Origin of the sequence: Micromonospora sp. NPDC023633 (assembly GCF_040640035.1) — a bacterium.
In the GTDB taxonomy this organism is placed as follows: Bacteria; Actinomycetota; Actinomycetes; order Mycobacteriales; family Micromonosporaceae; genus Micromonospora.
Window position 1 is genome coordinate 81,998 of the sequence record NZ_JBFABB010000001.1, and the last position, 18,878, is coordinate 100,875.

General features: G+C 74.7%; 22 protein-coding genes and 1 pseudogene. 11 read left to right on the top strand and 12 right to left on the bottom strand.

All coding sequences use genetic code 11. The features are described 5' to 3' along the window. Positions 1-37: 37 nt before the first annotated feature. The 3 genes from AB0G13_RS00420 to AB0G13_RS00430 form a co-directional block, all read right to left on the bottom strand. The gene (locus tag AB0G13_RS00420; RefSeq protein ID WP_357866694.1) at positions 38-958 is read right to left on the bottom strand and encodes a hydroxymethylglutaryl-CoA lyase; all 921 of its coding nucleotides are present in this window, start codon (positions 956-958) and stop codon (positions 38-40) included. A 161-nt stretch (positions 959-1,119) separates the two neighbouring features. Then, entirely contained in the window at positions 1,120-2,457 is a 1,338-nt protein-coding gene (locus AB0G13_RS00425) for a biotin carboxylase N-terminal domain-containing protein (RefSeq protein WP_357866697.1), read from the bottom strand. A 197-nt stretch (positions 2,458-2,654) separates the two neighbouring features. Continuing rightward, positions 2,655-3,278, bottom strand: coding sequence for a TetR/AcrR family transcriptional regulator (locus tag AB0G13_RS00430; protein ID WP_357866699.1), 624 nt, complete (start codon positions 3,276-3,278; stop codon positions 2,655-2,657). Positions 3,279-3,432: 154 nt separating this feature from the next. Between AB0G13_RS00430 and AB0G13_RS00435 the strand changes: the two genes are divergently transcribed. Next, positions 3,433-4,698: an MFS transporter gene (locus AB0G13_RS00435; RefSeq protein ID WP_357866701.1), complete on the top strand. Its 1,266-nt coding sequence runs from the start codon at positions 3,433-3,435 to the stop codon at positions 4,696-4,698. Here the strand turns inward: AB0G13_RS00435 and AB0G13_RS00440 are convergent. Beyond that, positions 4,592-5,158, bottom strand: coding sequence for a VanZ family protein (locus AB0G13_RS00440; RefSeq protein WP_357866703.1), 567 nt, complete (start codon positions 5,156-5,158; stop codon positions 4,592-4,594). The two genes, AB0G13_RS00435 and AB0G13_RS00440, sit on opposite strands and share 107 nt — an antisense overlap. A 179-nt stretch (positions 5,159-5,337) precedes the next feature. On the opposite strand from AB0G13_RS00440, the gene AB0G13_RS00445 reads away from it, so the two are divergent. After that, positions 5,338-5,883 carry a SigE family RNA polymerase sigma factor gene (locus AB0G13_RS00445; protein ID WP_357866706.1) on the top strand — a complete coding sequence of 182 codons (546 nt, stop codon included), beginning with the start codon at positions 5,338-5,340 and terminating at the stop codon, positions 5,881-5,883. Next, complete coding sequence (locus tag AB0G13_RS00450) at positions 5,880-7,061, top strand: hypothetical protein (protein WP_357866708.1); 1,182 nt, start codon at positions 5,880-5,882, stop codon at positions 7,059-7,061. Before AB0G13_RS00445 ends, AB0G13_RS00450 begins: the two co-directional genes overlap by 4 nt. A gap of 128 nt (positions 7,062-7,189) precedes the next feature. Here the strand turns inward: AB0G13_RS00450 and AB0G13_RS00455 are convergent, their stop codons facing one another. From AB0G13_RS00455 to AB0G13_RS00465, 3 genes are all read right to left on the bottom strand, one after another. Then, on the bottom strand, positions 7,190-8,092 hold the full coding sequence (locus AB0G13_RS00455; protein ID WP_357866711.1) for a sulfurtransferase: 903 nt from the start codon (positions 8,090-8,092) through the stop codon (positions 7,190-7,192). Positions 8,093-8,156: 64 nt separating this feature from the next. Next, on the bottom strand, positions 8,157-8,603 hold the full coding sequence (locus AB0G13_RS00460) for a hypothetical protein (protein WP_357866714.1): 447 nt from the start codon (positions 8,601-8,603) through the stop codon (positions 8,157-8,159). Between the two features lies 1 nt (position 8,604). Beyond that, the gene (locus AB0G13_RS00465) at positions 8,605-9,372 is read right to left on the bottom strand and encodes an SGNH/GDSL hydrolase family protein (RefSeq protein WP_357866716.1); all 768 of its coding nucleotides are present in this window, start codon (positions 9,370-9,372) and stop codon (positions 8,605-8,607) included. 426 nt (positions 9,373-9,798) lie between these two features. On the opposite strand from AB0G13_RS00465, the gene AB0G13_RS00470 reads away from it, so the two are divergent. Together AB0G13_RS00470 and AB0G13_RS00475 are read left to right on the top strand one after the other, a co-directional pair. Further along, the gene (locus tag AB0G13_RS00470) at positions 9,799-10,170 is read left to right on the top strand and encodes a hypothetical protein (protein WP_357866887.1); all 372 of its coding nucleotides are present in this window, start codon (positions 9,799-9,801) and stop codon (positions 10,168-10,170) included. Then, positions 10,167-10,673 carry a roadblock/LC7 domain-containing protein gene (locus AB0G13_RS00475; protein ID WP_357866719.1) on the top strand — a complete coding sequence of 169 codons (507 nt, stop codon included), beginning with the start codon at positions 10,167-10,169 and terminating at the stop codon, positions 10,671-10,673. The genes AB0G13_RS00470 and AB0G13_RS00475 overlap by 4 nt, the downstream gene beginning before the upstream one ends. A 58-nt stretch (positions 10,674-10,731) precedes the next feature. On the opposite strand, the gene AB0G13_RS00480 is transcribed toward AB0G13_RS00475, so the two are convergent. Next, the gene (locus AB0G13_RS00480; RefSeq protein ID WP_357866721.1) at positions 10,732-11,946 is read right to left on the bottom strand and encodes an MFS transporter; all 1,215 of its coding nucleotides are present in this window, start codon (positions 11,944-11,946) and stop codon (positions 10,732-10,734) included. 107 nt (positions 11,947-12,053) lie between these two features. Then, positions 12,054-12,614 (bottom strand): annotated as a pseudogene (locus tag AB0G13_RS00485) (NAD(P)H-dependent oxidoreductase); the annotation flags it as partial. Positions 12,615-12,668: 54 nt separating this feature from the next. Between AB0G13_RS00485 and soxR the strand changes: the two are divergent. From soxR to AB0G13_RS00510, 5 genes are all read left to right on the top strand, one after another. After that, positions 12,669-13,157 carry a redox-sensitive transcriptional activator SoxR gene (soxR, locus tag AB0G13_RS00490; RefSeq protein WP_357866723.1) on the top strand — a complete coding sequence of 163 codons (489 nt, stop codon included), beginning with the start codon at positions 12,669-12,671 and terminating at the stop codon, positions 13,155-13,157. A 55-nt stretch (positions 13,158-13,212) separates the two neighbouring features. After that, positions 13,213-14,982 carry a proline--tRNA ligase gene (locus tag AB0G13_RS00495; protein WP_357866725.1) on the top strand — a complete coding sequence of 590 codons (1,770 nt, stop codon included), beginning with the start codon at positions 13,213-13,215 and terminating at the stop codon, positions 14,980-14,982. A gap of 56 nt (positions 14,983-15,038) precedes the next feature. Then, positions 15,039-15,464, top strand: coding sequence for a CBS domain-containing protein (locus AB0G13_RS00500; protein WP_357866727.1), 426 nt, complete (start codon positions 15,039-15,041; stop codon positions 15,462-15,464). 75 nt (positions 15,465-15,539) lie between these two features. Beyond that, complete coding sequence (locus AB0G13_RS00505; protein WP_357866730.1) at positions 15,540-15,968, top strand: SufE family protein; 429 nt, start codon at positions 15,540-15,542, stop codon at positions 15,966-15,968. A 20-nt stretch (positions 15,969-15,988) separates the two neighbouring features. Then, positions 15,989-16,624 (top strand): DsbA family oxidoreductase, encoded by a 636-nt coding sequence (locus tag AB0G13_RS00510; protein WP_357866732.1) that lies wholly within the window; start codon positions 15,989-15,991, stop codon positions 16,622-16,624. A 96-nt stretch (positions 16,625-16,720) separates the two neighbouring features. Here the strand turns inward: AB0G13_RS00510 and AB0G13_RS00515 are convergent, their stop codons facing one another. Beyond that, positions 16,721-17,269: a YbaK/EbsC family protein gene (locus AB0G13_RS00515; RefSeq protein WP_357866890.1), complete on the bottom strand. Its 549-nt coding sequence runs from the start codon at positions 17,267-17,269 to the stop codon at positions 16,721-16,723. A gap of 153 nt (positions 17,270-17,422) precedes the next feature. Between AB0G13_RS00515 and AB0G13_RS00520 the strand changes: the two genes are divergently transcribed. Continuing rightward, positions 17,423-17,623, top strand: coding sequence for a hypothetical protein (locus AB0G13_RS00520; protein WP_357866734.1), 201 nt, complete (start codon positions 17,423-17,425; stop codon positions 17,621-17,623). Positions 17,624-17,701: 78 nt separating this feature from the next. Here AB0G13_RS00520 and AB0G13_RS00525 read toward each other — a convergent pair whose 3' ends face one another. Further along, a complete protein-coding gene (locus AB0G13_RS00525; protein WP_357866737.1) occupies positions 17,702-17,896 on the bottom strand; it encodes a hypothetical protein in 195 nt (64 codons plus the stop codon). A gap of 37 nt (positions 17,897-17,933) precedes the next feature. Next, on the bottom strand, positions 17,934-18,719 hold the full coding sequence (locus tag AB0G13_RS00530) for an NAD(P)H-binding protein (RefSeq protein ID WP_357866739.1): 786 nt from the start codon (positions 18,717-18,719) through the stop codon (positions 17,934-17,936). Between the last annotated feature and the right edge of the window lie 159 nt (positions 18,720-18,878).

Here is an 18,878-nt window from a genome sequence, read left to right on the forward strand (position 1 = left end):
AGGGGCCGGCGTCGTGCCGGCCCCTCCCCGCATGCGGTCAGCCCGGCAGCGGCGTCAGCCGGGTACGCGGGCCGGCGCGCAGCACGCCGGAGGGGAGCTGCCGACCGACCAGCCGCTCGGCCAGCTCGGCCACCTCGATCAGGGCGTCCAGGTCGATGCCGGTGTCGACGCCCATGTCGTGCAGCATGTGCACCGCCTCCTCGGTCGCCAGGTTGCCGCTGGCCCCCGGCGCGTACGGGCAGCCGCCGAGGCCGCCGACGCTGGCGTCGAACTCGGTCACCCCCAGCTCCAGCGCGGTCAGCATGTTGGCCAGCGCGGTCCCCCGGGTGTTGTGGAAGTGCAGCAGCACGGGGACGTGCGCGTTGCGGTCGCGTACCGCGGTCAGCAGCTCGCGGACCCGCCGGGGCGTACCCATGCCGGTGGTGTCGCCGAAGGCCACCCGGTCGGCGCCGTCCCGGACCACCCGGTCCACGATGGCGGCCACCCGGGCGGGGTCGGTGTCCCCCTCGTACGGGCAGCCGAAGCTGGTCGCCACGATCACCTCGACCTGCGCGCCGGCGCCGTGCAGCAGGTCGATCAGCCCGGCGATGTCGTCCAGCGACTCCTCGGTGGAGCGGTTGACGTTGCGCCGGTTGTGCGTGTCGCTGGCCGAGACCACCACCTCGATCTCGGTGAACCCGGCGGCCAGGGCCCGCTGCGCACCCCGGGTGTTCGGCACCAGCGCCGAGTAGCGCACGCCGTCGGCCTTCGCGGCCCGCTGCCACACCTCGTCGGCGTCGGCCATCTGCGGGATCGCCTTCGGGTGCACGAACGAGACGGCCTCGATCCGCTTCACGCCCGTGCCGGAGAGGGCGTCGAGCAGCCGCACCTTGGCCTCGGTCGGGATCGGGTCCTCGTTCTGGAGCCCGTCGCGCGGCCCGACCTCGCGGATCGACACGGAGCCTGGCAGTTCCGCCATAAGGGGTCACCTCACTGTGACGCAGTGCTTGTGCTGGGTCCTCCCAGCCTCCCACCCACCCCACCCGTTCCGCACCCAGCGGCGCCGATCATGAGGTTGACCGCGGCAGAAGCGACGAACCGCACCGCCAACCTCATGATCGACGCAGCGAACCGGAGGGGTCAGCGCATGCGGGAGACGATGCCGGTGTCGTAGTCGCCGGAGAGGAACTCCTGGTTCTCCAGGAGTTCGGCGAAGAAGGGCAGGTTGTTCTTCGGGCCGGCGAGCTCGAAGGCGGCCACCGCCGCCCGCGCCCGCTCGACCGCCTCGGCCCGGGTCGCGCCGCTCACGATCAGCTTGGCCATCAGGCTGTCGTAGAACGGGGTGACGGTGTTGCCCTCGACGTAGCCGGAGTCCACCCGGACGCCCTCGCCGGTCGGCTCCACCCAGGTCCTGATCACGCCGGGGCCCGGCAGGAAGCGCTTCGGGTCCTCGGCGTTGACCCGCAACTCGATGGCGTGCCCGCGCGGGGCGAGCGCGTCCGGGTCGAAGGTCGGCGCCAGACCGGCGGCCACCCGCAGCTGCTCCTCCACCAGGTCGACGCCGTAGACCAGCTCGGTGACCGGGTGCTCCACCTGGAGCCGCGTGTTCATCTCCAGGAAGAAGAACTCCTGCGTGGCAGGGTCGAGGAGGCACTCGACGGTGCCCGCGTTGCGGTAGTTCACCGCCTCGCCGGCGCGCACGGCGGCGGCCAGGAAGCGCTCGCGCAGCTCCGGGGAGACCGCCGGCGACGGCGACTCCTCGACCAGCTTCTGGTTGCGCCGCTGCACCGAGCACTCCCGCTCGCCGAGGGCGACCACGCGGCCGTCGGCCAGGCCGAGAATCTGCACCTCGACGTGGCGCACCCGGGGGAAGTACCGCTCGATCAGCACCGAGCCGTCGCCGAACATCCGCTCCGCGAAGGCGCGCACCTTGTCGTACTCGGTGCGCAGGGCGGCCTCGTCGGTCGCCACGCCCATGCCCATGCCGCCGCCGCCGGCCGCGGCCTTGACCATCACCGGGTAGCCGATCTCCGCCGCCGCCGCGACCGCCGCGTCGAGGTCGGCCGCCGGGTCGGTGGTCCCGGGCGCGACCGGCACTCCGGCCGCCGCCATCAGGTTCCGGGCGTTGATCTTGTCGCCCATCGCGGTGATCGCGTCCGCGCCGGGCCCGATCCAGATCAGCCCGCTCGCCTCGACGGTACGGGCGAAGTCGGCGTTCTCCGACAGGAAGCCGTAGCCGGGGTGGATGGCCTGCGCTCCGGTCGACTTGGCGGCGGCGAGGATGGCCTCGACGTTGCGGTAGCTCTGGGCCGGGTTGGCCGGACCCACGCACACCGCCTCGTCGGCCTCCGTCACGAACGGCAGGCCGGCGTCGGCCTCCGAGTGCACCGCGATCGCGCGGATGCCGAGCCGCCTGGCGGTCCGGATGATCCGGCGGGCGATCTCGCCCCGGTTGGCGACCAGCAGCGACTCGATCATGTTTCCTCCCAGCGTCCGGGGGTCGGGACGGGTGCTAGAGAACCACGGCGGGAAGGTTACTGACGAATCGACGGGTACGCCTCTCGCCGGCGTGGCGGCGCGGGACCCGGCGTGGCCGGCCGGTGCCGCACCCGCGGCAGACCCCACCCGGCGCGTCGGGCGGGTACGACGCCCGGGGCCGGGACGGGGGTGCCGGTTCAGGAAGCGGGGTGGGCCAGGAGGGCGGCCAGGGTGGCGGCGCGGAGCAGCTCGGCCCGCCGGCGCCGGTCCACCTCGCCACCCAGGAACGGCGTCGAGTTCATCAGACCGAACGCGGCGTGGGCCAGCACCCGCGCCTCGCCGTCGGGCATGCCCGGGTGCAGCGTGGTCAGCACGGTCACCCACTGTTCGACGTAGAGCCGCTGGAGCCGGCGGATCCGACGCCGGGGCTCGTCGGGGAGACGGTCCAGCTCGTGCAGGTGCAGGGCGATCACCGCCGGGTTGGCCAGCGCGAAGTCGACGTGGAAGTCGATCAGCGACTCCAGCGCGCCGCGCGGGTCGTCGGGGTGGCCGGCGGACCGCTGCTGGCCGCCGGCCAGCAGCTCCTCGCTGACCGGGATCAGCGCGGCGACCAGCATGGCCTCCTTGCCGGCGAAGTGGTGGTAGAGCGCCGGGCCGGTGACCCCGGCGGCCGCGCCGATGTCGTCCATCGAGACGCCGTGATAGCCCCGGGAGGCGAAGAGGCCGACCGCGATCTCCAGGATCTCGTCCTTGCGGGACCGGCGCCGGCCCGACCCCGCGGCACCGTTCGCCCTGCCCCGTGCCTGCTGCTCCACCGTCACCGGGCAAGCGTAGACCGCGACCGGCCCGCCGTGGAGCCTTCGTTACCCGTCGGTTGGCTCACGTCCGGGCCGGGAACCGCCACGTCCAAGCAAGGCGAGCGCCGCGTCCGACCCCCTTGACCCTCGACCCGGTCGAGCCCCGAGGGTCGCCGGCATGACCGCACCCCCGCTCGGCCGCGACTACCGCCTGCTCTGGTCCGCCGCCGTGTCCTCGCGTCTCGGCGACGCCCTGCGTACGCCGGCACTGGCGCTGCTGGCCGCGACGCTGACCCGCGATCCCCGGGTGATCGCGGCGGTGACCGTGGCCGGGCAGCTCCCGCCACTGCTGTTCGGTCTGCTCGGCGGCGTGTACGCGGACCGCTGGGACCGCCGCCGGACGATGGCGGTGGTGGACGGGCTGCGCGCCGCCGTGGTCGGTGGGCTCGCCCTCGCGGTCGCCCTCGACCGGGCCGGCGTCGCCGCCCTCGTGACGGTGGCGTTCCTGCTCGCCGCGCTCGGCACCCTCTTCGACGCCGCCTCGTTCGCGATGCTGCCGGCCGTGGTGCCGCCGGCCGCGCTGGCCCGGGCCAACGGCCGCCTCCAGGCCGGCTCGGCGGTGGCGGGTGGCTTCCTCGGCGCCCCCGCCGCCGGCGTGCTCTTCGCCCTCGCCGCCCCCCTCCCGTTCGCCGTGGACGCCCTCACCTTCGCCGCCGCCGCCCTCCTGACCCTCGCCCTCCGCCCACCCCCGCCGCGCCCCCGCTCGCACGCCGGGCGGGGGCGGTCGGTGTGGCGGGAGGGTGTCGAGGGGGTGCGGTGGCTACGCGGGGACGCGACGCTGTGGCGGCTGACCGTGGCGACCGCCGGGAGCAACCTGGCGATCAGCGGGCTGCTGGCGGTGCTGGTGCTCTACGCGCTCGACGTCCTGCGGGTGCCGCCGGCCGGGTACGGCCTGTTCGCCGCGGGGGCGGTCCTCGGCGGGCTCGCCGGTGGACTCGGCGCGGGTCGGTTGGCCGCCCGGCTCGGCACGGTGCCCGCGCTCCGCGCCGTACTGGCCGGCCAGGCCGTCGCGCTGACCGGGCTCGCGCTCGCCCGGCACCCGGTGCCCGGCGGGCTGGCGCTGGCCGTCTTCGCGGCCGGCACGACGGTGTGGAACGGACTCTGGGCCTCGTACGGGCAGCGGCACGTGCCGGCCGCCCTCCTCGGCCGGGTGGGTGCCGCCCAGCGGATGGTCGGCCTGCTCACCGCGCCGGTCGGGGCGGCCCTCGCGGGCGTGGCCGGCGCGGCGTACGGGGTGGGGCCGGTGGCGGCAGCCGTGGCCGGGGTCTTCGTGCTGGTCACCCTCGCGGCGTGGCGGGCGCTGCGACCGGCCGCGCCGGCACCGCCCGCCGGGCCCACCAGCGCCGCGACAGCAGGCCGGCCAGGGCGGCGCCCGTCGCGTTGAGCAGCACGTCGTCGGCCGAGGAGACCCGGCCGAGGTCGAGCGCGTACTGGAGCGACTCGACCAGCACGGAACCGGCCGCCCCGAGCAGGAACAGCCGGCCGACGCCGGCCAGTGCGGCCAGGCGTACCGGGGCGAAGAAGCCCAGCGCGGCGAAGACCAGCAGGTTGCCGACGACCTGGACCACGGCGGTCGTCGGCGGCCCGGTCAGCAGGTCCGCCAGGTCGCGCAGCGGCACCGGGTCGACCTGCCGGGGCGCGGGCCGGGGGGTGAGGATCATCCACACCCACGGCAGGGTGCCGGCCACCGCGCCCACCTCGGCGACGCTGCGCCGCCACGACTCCCCGGCCGTCGCGGCGTCGCGCCGGTGGCGCGCCAGCGCGGCGGTGAGCAGGGCCAGCAGGGGCAGCCCGGCCGCCACGGCGAGCAGCACGCCACCCCAGTCCCGCCACACCTGGCCCACCGGGGCAGCCTAGCCGCGCGTCCCGGCGCGCCGGTCGAGCCCCGGAGAGGCGCATCGCGATCCGGTGCCGGGCCGGTGGCGCGGCGGCGAGCAGCCGGCGCCGCCCAACCTTTTCCGGGCCCCGGTGCGTCTGCCTGGTGACGCGGGAACGCGCGACGGGCCGGCCGGAGGGAGGGCGGATGGGACCGCCGACGACCGACGACGGGCGGGACGGTTACGTCGCCTTCGTCGAGTGCCACCAGCATCGGCTGCTGCGCGCGGCCTACCTGGTCTGCGGCAACCGGCACCAGGCCGAGGACCTGCTCCAGGAGGCCCTGCTCAAGCTCGCCCTGCGCTGGCCCGCCGTGCGCCACGGCGACCCGGCCGCGTACGTGCGGGCCATTCTCTACCGCGACGCCGTCTCCTGGTGGCGCCGACGCCGCCGGGAGTGGCTGAGCGCGTACCCGCCGGAACGGGCCACGACCGAGGGCGACGGGGCACTGCGGCTCGCGCTGCGCGACGCACTCGGTCACCTGCCGCCCCGGCAGCGGGCCGTACTGGTGCTGCGCTACTTCGAGGACCTCACCGAGGCCGCCACCGCCGAGGCGCTCGGCGTCACCGTCGGCACCGTCAAGAGCCAGTGCCACGCGGCGCTGCGCCGGCTCCGCGAGGTCGCACCGGAACTCGGCCGCGACGAGGGGCGGACCGGGGGCGGCCTGGTCACCGGGATGGAGGTGAACCCGTGAGGGAAGAGGAACTGCACCGGCTGCTCACCGTCGCCGCCGAGGACGTCCGGCCGGCGCACCCGGCGACGACCGGCTGGGAACGGGCCCGCCGGGTGCGTCGCGCCCGCCGCGCCGCCAGCGCCGCCGCGCTCGCGGTCGCCCTGCTCACCGGCGGCACGGCACTGACGCTGCGCCCCGCCGCGCCGCCGGCCGCTACGGCGACACCGGAGGAGAGCCCGACCCCGCTCCCCGCACCCGTGCAGACACCCCCGGCCGACCTGGCCTATCCCGGGCACCCGCTGGGCCGCCTCGGCGACCCGGTCGGCGCGACGCTCTCGGCCCGCCCGGTCCGCAAGGCGCTGGCGCTGCACCAGCCGGTCGACCCGACGACCGGCGTCGCGGGCCGGATCCGGGTGCTCGGCGACGACGGCGTCGTACGGGACCTCGACGTGGTCACCCCCGCCCCGACCCGCGACGCCGGGGGCAACGAGGCGGTGCCGCTGAAGAGCGGGAGCCTCTCCCCGGACGGACGGACGGCCGCCTTCGCCCAGACCGACGAGGTGATCGTGGTCGACCTGACCACCGCCGCCGTGCGCCGCCATCCGCTCAAGGGCTACCTGGAGCAGGTCCTCTGGTCCGGCGACCGGCTGCTCGTCGGCGGCGACGACGCCACGTACGAGCTGGACCCCAGCACGGGCGCCAGCCGGAAGGTCCCGGTGTCGCCCTGGAACATGGCGGCGCCCGATCCGACGGGTCAGCCGGATCTCCTGCTGGAGTTGGGCGGCGCGCCGGGAGATCTGAGGCTGCACCGCGTCGCCACCGACGGGAGGGGACGAGGACTGGACCAGGTACCAGTCGACTTCCGCGCGCTGCCCCCGGGCAACCGGGTCGACGAGTTCTACGGACGCGGCTGGCTCAACGGCCACCGGCTCGCGCGGGCTGCCTGGATCACCACCGGCAGCATGGGCAGTCTGGAGGGCGTCGCGGTGCTGGACGCGCGCACCGGTGTAGTAACCCATCTGCTCAACCTGGGCCGCGACCGGTGGAAGGGCTGCTGCGAGGTGCTCGGCTGGGAGCCCGGCGGAGTGGTGCTGCTGCGCCACAACCCGGGCGGGCTGCTGCGCTGGAAACCGGAGACCGGCGAGGTGACGGGGGTGACGCGGAACCTGTTCGGGGCGGTGTCGCTCTCCGCCGGTTAAGTCGCCGCCGGTTGAGTGGGCGGTAGGAAAGCGCCGGGCCAGGAAGTCGACGCCCGCCCTGCCGTCGTACCGCCGCAAGGGCCGGTCCCCACGCGGCCGCAACGGGCGCGCGGGGGCCGGCCGACGCGTCAGCTTGCCAGGCCGCCGGGCTGGTCGCCCTTCACGACGGGGGCCCGGACCAGGTTGCCCCACTCGGTCCACGAGCCGTCGTAGTTGCGCACCTGCGGGTAGCCCAGCAGGTGCCGCAGCACGAACCAGGTGTGACTCGACCGCTCGCCGATCCGGCAGTAGGCCACGATGTCGTCGTCCGGGCCGAGCCCGAGCTGGTCGGCGTAGATCGCGCGCAGCTCGTCCGCCGACTTGAACGTGCCGTCGTCGTTGGCGGCGGACTTCCACGGCTTGCTGACCGCGCCGGGGATGTGCCCGCCGCGCAGCGCGCCCTCCTGCGGGTAGTCCGGCATGTGCAGCATCTCGCCGGTGTACTCGCCCGGCGACCGGACGTCGACCAGCGGGCGGCCCGCCGCCACGTGCGCCATGACCTGCTCGCGGTACGCCCGGACCGGCGCGTCGTTGCGCTGCGGCACCGGGTAGTCGGCGTGGGGCCGGGCCGGCTTGTCCCGGGTCAGTTCGCGGCCCTCGGCGACCCACTTCTGCCGGCCGCCGTCGAGCAGCCGCACGTCCGGGTGGCCGAAGAGGCTGAACACCCAGAGGGCGTACGCGGCCCACCAGTTGAAGTTGTCGCCGTAGAAGACGACCGTGTCGCCCCGGCCGATGCCCTTGGCGGCGCACAGCTCCGCGAAGCGCTTGGCATCCAGGTAGTCCCGGGTCACCTGGTCGTTCAGCTCGGTGTGCCAGTCCACCTTCACCGCGCCCGGGATGTGGCCGGTGTCGTAGAGCAGCACGTCCTCGTCGCACTCGACCACGACGAGGCCCTCGTCGCCCAGGTGCTCGGCCAGCCACTCGGTGGTGACCAACCGCTGCGGGTCCGCGTACGACTGGAGTCGGGGATCGGGATCGCTCGGCACAGACATGATCCCCAAGGTACGCCGGATCGTGGGCCCGCGGCTGGCCAACGGGAACGGCGTCGGCCGACGGTCAGGCGCGGCGGTGGGCGATCCGGCCGGCCACCACGGTCACCAGGCAGGCGCCGTCGGCGTCGAGGACGGCCAAGTCGGCGCGACCGCCGGGAGCCAGCGTCGGCGGCGCGGCGGCGGGCCGCACCAGCAGGTCGCTGCGCTCCACGGCGGCCCGCAGCGCCGGGTCGGTCAGGTGGCCGGCCAGCACGGCGGTCACCCCGTGGCGCAGCAGCGCGTGCACCCGCTCGCGGGGCGTGTCGGCCGTCGGCAGCGGCCCGTCGTGCAGCAGCCCCGGCCCGAGCGTGCCCGGCCAGCGGCGGACCCGGGCCCCGGCGTACGCCTCGGTCAGCTCGGCCAGTGGACCCACCGCGACGATCCGGTCGGCCCGGACCGCGACGGCGGCCCCGGCGGTGGGCGGGGCGTCGGGCGCGGTCCGCAGCAGCGGCGCGGTGTGCAGGGTGAGCACGTCAGTCGGCGATCGGGCCGAGCGACGGGCGCTTGGCGGTGACCGTGTCGCCGGAGGAGCGGCCGGTGAGCCGGCGCTTGATCCACGGCGCCAGGTGCCGCCCGGCCCAGCGCAGGTCGGCGGCGCGGGCGGCCAGCCAGGGCGTCGGCGCCGGGTGCGGCGGCACCATCAGCCACTCCTCGTCGCAGCCGACGCCCAGCGCGTTGAGCACCTGCGCGGCGACCCGCCGGTGCCCGGCGGCCGAGAGGTGCAGCCGGTCGGTGCTCCAGAGCATCGGGTTGAGGTAGGCGTCGTCGGCGTACAGGTCGACCAGGATCGCGCCGTGCCGCTCGGCCGTCTCGCCGACGGCCCGGTTGAGCAGCTGCACCCGGGGCGCGACGAGGCGCTGGCCGGGCAGCCGGGCCATCACGTCGGCGAACCGGAAGAGAATGACGTCGGCGCCGCCGGAGCGCAGCCTCCGCACCACGTCGTCGAAGCGGGTGACCAGGGCGTCCGGGTCGAAGGTGCGGCGGAGCACGTCGTTGCCGCCGGCCGCGAAGCTGATCAGGTCGGGCTTCATGGCGAGCGCTGCGGGCACCTGCTCGGCCACCACGCCGGGGAACAGTCGGCCGCGGATGGCCAGGTTCGCGTACCGGAAGTCGGGGCCGGCCTCGACGGCCAGCCGGGTGGCCACCAGGTCCGCCCAGCCCCGGTAGCTGCCGTCCGGGTACGCGTCGTCCATGCCCTCGGTGAAGCTGTCCCCCACCGCCACGAAACTGCGCCAGCGCACCTGATCATCCCTCCGCCGTGCGGCAGGAAAGGGCACCTCGTTGTCGCTTCCGGTGGAGGAAGGGGCCCTTCCCGACGCGGGACAGTCTTCCACCCGCGGGGACGGCGGCGGGGGCGGCCGACGGGCAAACGTGGTGGAGGTCATCGTGGACGGCGGAATCGCGGCAGGACGCGTCCTCCCGCCCCGCTCGGCTCGAGAGGCTCAAGGGCGCCGTCTGCCATCCGTCGGAGCGCTCCATTTGCGGGACTGCCGGCCGGCGGCACCCGTCCGGTCAGCTGGATGGCGGCGCTACCGGATGCGCTGCGGCCTCCGGTGTGCAAGCCTCGTCCAAGCCTGTTTTACGAGGTCATACCACTTGTTACCACCGGGTTACCGTCTGCACCGCAGCCGGGGACGCCGCCCGTGAGCCCTGGGAGAAACAACACCGTGCCGAACCTTGATGTGGCACTGAAGAACGCGATGAGCATCGACGGCGCGATCGGCGCCGCACTCGTCGACTACCACAGCGGCATGACGCTCGGCGTAGCCGGGGGCACCGGGGAGATCGACCTGACCGTCGCCGCCGCCGGCAACACCGATGTCGTCCGCGCCAAGCTGCGCACCATCGAGATGCTCAACCTGAACGACGAGATCGAGGACATCCTCATCACGCTCGGCACCCAGTACCACCTGATCCGACCGGTGACCAGCCGCACCGGCAAGGGGCTCTTCCTCTACCTGATGGTCAGCAAGAGCCGCGCCAACCTGGCGATGGCACGCCACCAGCTGCGCGCCATCGAGGAGAACCTGGAGTTGTGAGCGGGATCGACGAGATCGAGACGCCCCTGCCCCGTCGTACCACACGCGCCACGGGCACCCTGCCGCCGCCGCGCCCGTTGCCGCCGTCGCTGGCCGGGAACATGGCGCTGCCGTACCCGGCGATCGGGCAGGAGCTGGCGGAGCTGCGCCTGCAGATCCCCGGCGTGCACGGCTGCGTCCTCGGCGGCGTGGACGGCCTGCTCATCACCCACAACCTGCAGACCGACGTCGACCCGAACGACCTGGCGGCGCTCGCCGCCACCACGTACGGGCTGGGCCGGCAGGTCGGGCTCCGGCTGGGGCAGGGCGACTTCCAGCAGTCCACGGTCCGCAACGCCGGCGGCTACCTGAGCGTCTACGCGGTCAGCCCGCAGGCGCTGCTCGCCGTGGTCGGCGAGGACAGCATCAACGTGGCCCGGCTGCACCTGCACGCCCCGGCGGTGGCCGGACGGCTCGCCGGTCTGCTGGATCAGTGCACGGACGCCGCCGGCGACAGGTCCTGACGGGGGCGGCTGCTTCGGGCGTGGGCAGGGTCGCCGTTCCGCCGGCCGGGTCGACCGGTCAGCGAGTCGACGGCCCCTGCCCGCCGCGCAGGCGCACCGCGAGCAGCGCCAGGGTGACACCGGCCAGCGCCGCACCGGCCAGGAACGTGCCGCGCGTCGAGGTGGCCGCCTGGACCGACCCGAGCAGGAGCGGCGAGACGAACAGGCCGGCGAAGGTGGCGCTGGCCAGCAGCGCGGTGGCCTGGCCACGTCGGGCGGGCGGGGAGTGTTCGGCCACCAGGACGGTCAGCGCCGGCACGACCAGTCCCATGCCGATCCCGAAGACGGCCGGCGCGACCAGCATCAGCACCGGCGAACCGGTCAGCCCGAGGGTGACCAGCGCGACCGTGAAGACCGCGAGGGTGACCGCGAGCAGCCGCACCTGACCCAGGCGGGCCCGGGTCCGCGCGTAGCCCAGGCCGACGATGCTCATGGTCAACGACGGGGCGCCCGTGAACACCGCCACGACGGCCGTCTCGGTGATGCCGACCTCGGCCAGCCGCAGCGGCAGGAACACCAGCACCCCGTACAGCAGCAGGCTGGTCACCGCCTGGAGGCCGTAGATCCCGACGAGCGCGGGATGGTCGCGGAGCAGGCTCCACAGCGACCCCGGCCGGCCCGGCGGCACGTCGGTGCCGACGGCGGCGCGGCGCCCCGGGAGCACCCGGAGCGTGACCAGGCCGAGCGGCACCCCGATCAGGTAGACCCCGAACGGGGCGTGCCAGGAGAGCCCACCCAGCACCCCGCCCAGCAGCGGAAACAGCACCCCGCCGAGGCTGATCGCGGTGGACCGCCAGCCCATCGCCCGGTCGCGGGCCGCCCCCGCGTAGAGGTTGAGCAGCCCGAGCGTGGTCCCCGCGAAGACCAGCGCCGCGCCGACGCCGAACAGCAGGCGGGTGGCGATCAGCAGGGGATAGCTGTCGGTGACCAGACCCGCGCCGCCGGCGAGGCCGTACAGGATCAGCCCGAGGGCCAAGGGGGTGCGCACCCCCCACCGGTCGATGGCCCGGCCGACCAGCGGGCCGGCGAGGGCGAGGGAGAGTCCGTGCGCGGTGAGGACCAGCCCGGCGGCGGTGCCGGTGAGCCGGAGTTCGTTGCGGATCAGCTCGACCACCGGGGTCAGCACCGCACCCGCGAGCACGGTCAGCAGGGAGCCGGCGAGCAGGACGGCCAGCGCCGCCCGGCGGCCGGCGACCGGGTCGGTGGCGGCGGGCGCCGCGGCGACGCCGTTCACGAGCGGGCCGCCGGGCGCGGCTGGCCCTGCCCCGCCGCCCACCGCCCGGTGTCCGCCGCTGGCGGCCGGGCCGGGTCCGCCGCCACCGGCGGGGCCTGTGCCGCCGGCCGGCGGATCGGGGCCAGGGCCACCGCCCAGGTGAGCAGTTCGTCGAGCATCGTGGCCAGGCTGCGTTCCTGGTGCGCGGCGGGGGTCGGGCGTTCCCCGGTGAAGTCGGCGGGCAGGGAGAGCCCGACGGCGGTACGCACTCCGGCGACCCGGACCTCCGCCAGCACCAGACGCAGCGCCTCGACGGCCCGCCAGCCTCCGGTCACGCCGTACCCGACGAAGCCCGCCGCCTTGTGGTGCCACTCGGCACACAGGTAGTCGATCGCGTTCTTGCAGGCGGCCGAGGTGGAGTGGTTGTACTCCGGGGTGACGAAGACGAACCCGTCGCACGGGTCGACGGCGGCGGCCCAGGCCCGGGTGTGCGGGTGGCGGTAGTCGCCGAACGCCGCCGGGCTCGGCTCGTCGAGCAGCGGCAGGTTGAAGTCGGCGAGGTCGAGCATCTCGAACGCGACGTCGGGGTGTCGCTCGCGGGCGCCGTCGTGCACCCAGTCGGCCACCGACCTGCCGCGCCGCCCTGGACGCGTCGACCCCACGACGATTCCGATCCGTATCGGCTCCATGGCACGAGTCTTCAACCTCGACCATGGTCGAGGTCAAGCCGCTAACATGCCGACATGGCGAGCCTCCCGCCCCACCACACCGAGCTGACCGTCGGCCAGGTCGCGGCCCGCACCGGCGTCGCCGTCACCGCGCTGCACTTCTACGAGGCCAAGGGGCTGATCCACAGTCGACGCACCAGCGGCGGGCAGCGCCGCTACCCCCGGGACGTGATCCGGCGGGTGTCCTTCATCCGGGTCGCCCAACGGGTCGGCATCCCGCTCCGGCTCGTCGCCGAGGCGCTGGCCGGCCTGCCGGACGGGCGCACCCCCACCCGGGAGGACTGGGCCCGGCTCTCCATCACCTGGCAGGCCGAGCTCGACCAGCGCATCGCCCAGCTCCAGCACCTGCGCGACGATCTGACCGACTGCATCGGATGCGGCTGCCTGTCCATCGACCGCTGCCTGCTGCGCAACACCGACGACCATCTGGGCGAGACCGGCCAGGGCCCGCGCCGCCTGCTCGGCCCCGTTCCGGCGACGCCCGCGGCTCCGGAACCCGCCTGACGCCGTACCCCGAAATGGATCGTCGCCCCGCCGCCGGCCGCCGTACGCTGCGCCAATGCTGCTACGCATGTCGACCCTGCTGCTCCGGACCCTGCGCGAGGACCCGGCGGACGCGGAGGTGCCGAGCCACCGGCTCCTGCTGCGGGCCGGCTACATCCGCCGCGCCGCGCCGGGCGGCTACACCTGGCTGCCGCTGGGCAAGCTGGTGCTGGACCGGGTCACCGAGGTGGTCCGGCAGGAGATGACCGCGATCGGCGACCAGGAGGTGCACTTCCCGGCGCTCCTGCCGGCCGAGCCCTACCGGACCAGCGGCCGGTGGACGGAGTACGGCGACGACATCTTCACCTTCGCCGACCGGCGCGGCGCGGAGCACCTGCTCGCGCCCACCCACGAGGAACTGGCCGCGCTGCTGGTCAAGGACCTGTTCAGCTCGTACCGGGACTTCCCGGTGACCCTCTTCCAGGTGCAGACGAAGTTCCGCGACGAGGCGCGGCCCCGCGCCGGCCTGCTGCGCGGGCGTGAGTTCCTGATGAAGGACGCCTACTCGTTCGACCTCGACGACGCGGGCCTCGCGGCGGCGTACGAGCGGCACCGGGGCGCGTACCGGCGGATCTTCGACCGGCTCGGGTTGGAGCACACGATCGTGCACGCGACGTCCGGGGCGATGGGCGGCTCGGCGTCGGAGGAGTTCCTGGCGGCGACGCCCGTCGGCGAGGACACCTTCGTCGGCTGCACCGCCTGCGACTACGCGGCCAACACCGAGGCGGTGTCCACGCCCGCCCCGCCGGCCGGCGACCCGGACGCCCAGCCGGGGGCGCAGGTGCACGACACCCCCGAGACCCCCACCATCGCCAGCCTGGTCGAGCTGGCCAACGCCCGGCGCCTGGGCGGGCGGGACGACTGGACCGCCGCCGACACCCTGAAGAACGTGGTGCTCGCCCTGCGCCGTCCCGGCGCGGAGGAGACCGACCTGCTGGTGGTCGGGCTGCCCGGCGACCGCGAGATCGACCTGAAGCGACTCGGCGCGGCGGTCGCCCCGGCCACGGTGGACGTCTTCGACGGCTGGGACGCCCACCCCGAGCTGGTCCGGGGCTACATCGGCCCGCAGGTCCTGGCGAAGCTCGGCATCCGCTACCTGGTCGATCCCCGGGTGGTGCCGGGCAGCGCGTGGCTGACCGGCGCGAACGAGCCGGGCCGGCACGCGACTGGGGTGGTCTGCGGCCGGGACTTCGTGCCGGACGGCACGATCGAGGCGGCCGAGGTGCGTCCCGGCGACCCCTGCCCGGCCTGCGGCACGGGCGAACTGACCATGCGGCGGGGCATCGAGATCGGGCACATCTTCCAGCTCGGTCGCCGCTACACCGACGCCTTCGCCGTCGACGTGCTCGGCCCCGCCGGCAAGCCCGTCCGGCCGACCATGGGCTGCTACGGGATCGGGGTGTCCCGCGCGGTCGCGGCGATCGCCGAACAGCACCACGACGAGCGGGGGCTGGTCTGGCCGGCGGCGGTCGCGCCGTGCGACGTACACCTGGTGGCCGCCGGGAAGGGGCCGCAGCTGGAAGCGGCGCTGGAGCTCGGCGGGCGGCTCGCCGCCGCCGGCCTGCGGGTGCTCGTCGACGACCGGACGCACGTCTCCGCCGGGGTGAAGTTCACCGACGCGGAGCTGATCGGCATCCCGCGCGCCGTCGTGGTCGGCCGCCGTCTCGCCGAGGGGTACGTGGAGCTGCGCGACCGGGCGTCCGGCGAGCGCGTCGAACTGCCGGTCGACGGGGTGGCTGACCGGCTCGTCGAACGGGTACACCGGGAGCGCGGGAACGTGGTGTAGCGAACGTGTCACGGGGTACCGCAGTCCGATCGACTGAATGCGTTCTGGAGGCTCTCATGACCGGTTACCGGGTCAGCGACGTGATGACGAAGCAGGTCATCTACCTGCCGGCCGAGACCAACCTGGACGAGGCGGCCAGGGTGATGAAGGAGGCGGACATCGGCGACGTGGTGGTCACCGACGGCGCCGCCCTCGCCGGCATGCTCACCGACCGGGACATCGTCGTCCGGGCGGTGGCCGAGCGCAGCGACCCGGCCACCACCACGATCGGCTCGATCATCACCCGTGAGGTGGTGATGATCGAGCAGCACTCGACCACGGCCGAGGCGGCCGCCCTCATGCGGGAGCGGGGCATCCGGCGGGTGCTGGTCTGCGACAGCGAGCGCAAGCTGGTCGGCATCGTCTCCCTGGGCGACCTCGCGATGCAGCTCGACCCCCAGTCGGCGCTGAGCGAGATCAGCGAGCAGGCGCCGACCGTGTGAGGCGCACGGAAGGGCCCCTTCCTGACGTCCGTGGCAGCGGAGGGGTCCGTCCCCGACGGCGGTAGCCTCGGGGGCATGTCATCCATGCCGGCCAGGCTTTCCGAGATCGTCGACGAGTTCGCCGCCGCGCCCCGCGACGTGGTGCTGGAGATGCTGCTGGAGTACGCCGACGTCGTCCCGCCGCTGCCCGCCGGCTCCGCCGACCGGGAGGGCATGGAGCAGGTGCCGGAGTGCCAGACGGCGTTCTTCCTGCGCGCCCGGGTGACTCCGGAGAAGACGGTGGAGACCCTCTTCGACTGCCCACCGGAGGCCCCCACCACGCGCGCGTTCGCCGGCATCCTCGCCGAGGGGCTGGCCGGGGCGAGCGCGGACGAGGTGCTCGCCGTGCCCGACGACCTCTACCAGCGGATGGGGCTGGCCCAGGCGATCAGCCCGCTGCGGGTGCGCGGCGGCACGGCCATCCTGGCCCGGCTCAAGCGGCAGGTCCGGGAACAGACCAGCTGAGCGGAGGGTTGTCACCCGACATGGAGATCGAGATCTACGCCGACGTCGTGTGCCCCTGGTGCTACATCGGCAAGCGTCGGCTGGAGCAGGCCCTGGAGTCGTACGACGGCGAGGTGACCGTCCGCTACCGGCCGTTCCAGCTCGACCCGTCGCCGGTGCCGGAGCCGCGTCCACTGGTCGACGCGATGGCCGCGAAGTTCGGCGGGCCGGACCGGGTCCGGCAGATGTTCGGGCAGGTGACGGAGGTGGCGGCCCAGGTCGGCCTGAAGCTCGACTTCGACCGCGCGGTCGCGGCCAACACCTTCGACGCGCACCGCCTGGTCGCCTGGGCCACCGACCGTGGACGCGCCGCCGAGATCGTCGAGGCGCTCTACCGCGCCCACTTCACCGACGGCGTCGACGTGGGCTCCCGCGACGCGCTCGCCGCGCTCGCCGCCGAGGTGGGCCTGGACGCGGCCGAGGCCCGCCGCTTCCTCGACTCGGACGAACGGGTGTCGGAGCTCTCCGACGAGCTGGCCACCGCCCGGCAGATCGGGGTCACCAGCGTGCCCACCTTCGTGCTGGCCGGCAGGTACGCGGTGACCGGCGCCCAGGAGCCGGAGACGCTGCTCGCCGCCCTGGCCGAGGTCGACCGCCGCGAGGCCGAGGCCGGCTGAGGGCCGCCGGCCGCGACGGCACTGCGGCCGACGCCCGACAGCAGGCATCGACGGACGTGATGTTTCACGTGCAACGGTATCGACGCACGTGATCGGTCAGGCCGGCCTGGCCAGCCCTTCCACCACGCGCGCGCCGGGCAACGCGCCGAGCGCCGGGCCGGGCAGCGCGATCTTGCTGTGCCGTACGCCCGACCCGATGATCACGTGCGGGGCGGCGATCACCCGCGCGTCGACCAGGATCGGCCACTGCTCCGGCAGACCGATCGGGGTGATGCCGCCGTACTCCATGCCGGTCAGCTCCACCGCGTCGGCCATCGGCGCGAAACTCGCCTTCCGCACGTCGAGCGCGCGGCGGGCCACCCCGTTGACGTCGACGCGGGTGGTGGCGAGCACGACGCAGGCCGCGTAGCGCACGACCCCCTCACGCTTGCCGGCCACCACCACGCAGTTGGCCGACTCGTCCAGCCCCACCTCGTACGCGGCGCAGAAGGCGGCGGTGTCGGCGAGCTCGGCGTCGATCGGCGCCACCAACACGTCCTCGACGTCCACCGGCGCCTCGGCGGGCCACTGCCCGACGGCGGCGGCGACCGGCGGAGCGAGCAGGTCGAGCCGACTGCGGGCGGGTTCGGTCTTCAGCGTCCCCATCACGCCTGCGATCCTTGCACCTGCCAGCACCCGGGGTTGCACCACACCGCCGACGACCGGGGTGCCGCCGGCGGCAGGGGCTACCCCTATCGATCCCCGAGACGGGGTCCGACGGCGTGTGGGAGCGGGTGGTGCCGGGTACCGGCGTCCGGCATGAGTGAACTTCCGCTGCACATCCTGACCGACGCAGGCTTCACCACCGACGAGGCGAACTCCATCGTCGATCACCTCCTGAAGGGGGTCGACACCCACGACGGGAGGGGCGAGACCGACCGGATCGACGTCGAGTCGCTCCCGGAGGAGAAGAAGGCGGCCATCGACAAGTTCAACATGGCTGTGGCCGCCGACTTCTAGGCACCCGGAGCACCGGCCCGTCCCGGACCGCCGGGACGGGCCGGCCCGAACGCGCCGGCCGGGGCCGGCACCGGTCGGTCAGTTGCCGGTGAGGAACCCGTTCTCGCGGAGCAGCGCGCGGTCCCGGACGGCGGCCAGTTCCTCCGCCCGCTCGGCCTGGACCCGACGCACCTCCATCTCCTCCAGGGCGTGGCGGACGGCGAGCCGGATCACGCCGTAGAGGAAGACGAAACCGGCGACGTACAGGATGACGGTGGCGACCATGGCGAACATGGCGTCACGGTAGGCCGGACGTGAACGCGCGGGCCGTTCATCTTGCGCCAGTTCCCCCGTACGTGTCGGCGAGGTGGTCGGCCCAGGTCCGGACGCCCTTCGGGGTCGCCCCGGTGACCAGGCCGCCCGAGCGCAGGGCGCGGCCGAGTTTGCCGGGTATCCGGACCCGGAGCAGCGGACGGCGGGACCGCCGGGCGGCCGTCCACGCCCGGGCCGCCTCGTCGAAGCGGAGCACCTCCGGGCCGCCGTACTCCTCGACGCCGCCCAACGGACCGGCGGTGAGCCGCCGGACGAGGCGGTCCGCGACCTCGCCGGGGTCGACCGGCTGGGCGAGCACCGCCGGGTCGCCCAGCACCGGGCCGAGCCGGCTCGCCCCGCGCAGCATCCCGTCGAGGAACTCCGGGAACTGGGTCGCCCGCAGCACGGTCCACGGCACCGAACCGGCCGCCACGACCTGTTCGGCGGCGAGCTTGTGCCGGTAGTAGGGGATCGGCACGCGGTCCACCCCGACGATCGAGACGTAGACCAGGTGCCGTACGCCCGTCCGCCCGGCGGCGACAACCAGCCGGCGGGTGCCGAGCACGTCGACCCGGTGGGTCTGCCGCCCCCGGTTCGGTGACGAGGCCAGGTGCAGGACGGCGTCCACGCCGGCCACCGCCTCGGCCAGTCCCTCTCCGGTGGCCAGGTCGACCACCGCCCACCGCGCCGACGAGCCGGTACGCGCCCGCCGGCTCGTCGCCCGGACGTCCCAGCCCTCGGCGCGCAGCCGGGGCAGCACGACCCGCCCGAGCCGACCGCCCGCCCCGGTGACCAGCACCCGCATGGTTCCCTCCCTCTCCGCCCCGTCGCGCGACAGTGGTGCCGACGGCGTCCGGCGCACGCGTGTGACCGGGTGTGCGACGGCTCACCGGAGCCCGCCCATCCTCCCGGGCCGACGGTCCCCACCGGACCGAATCGGCACATCGCCGCCGACTGGCCGGAT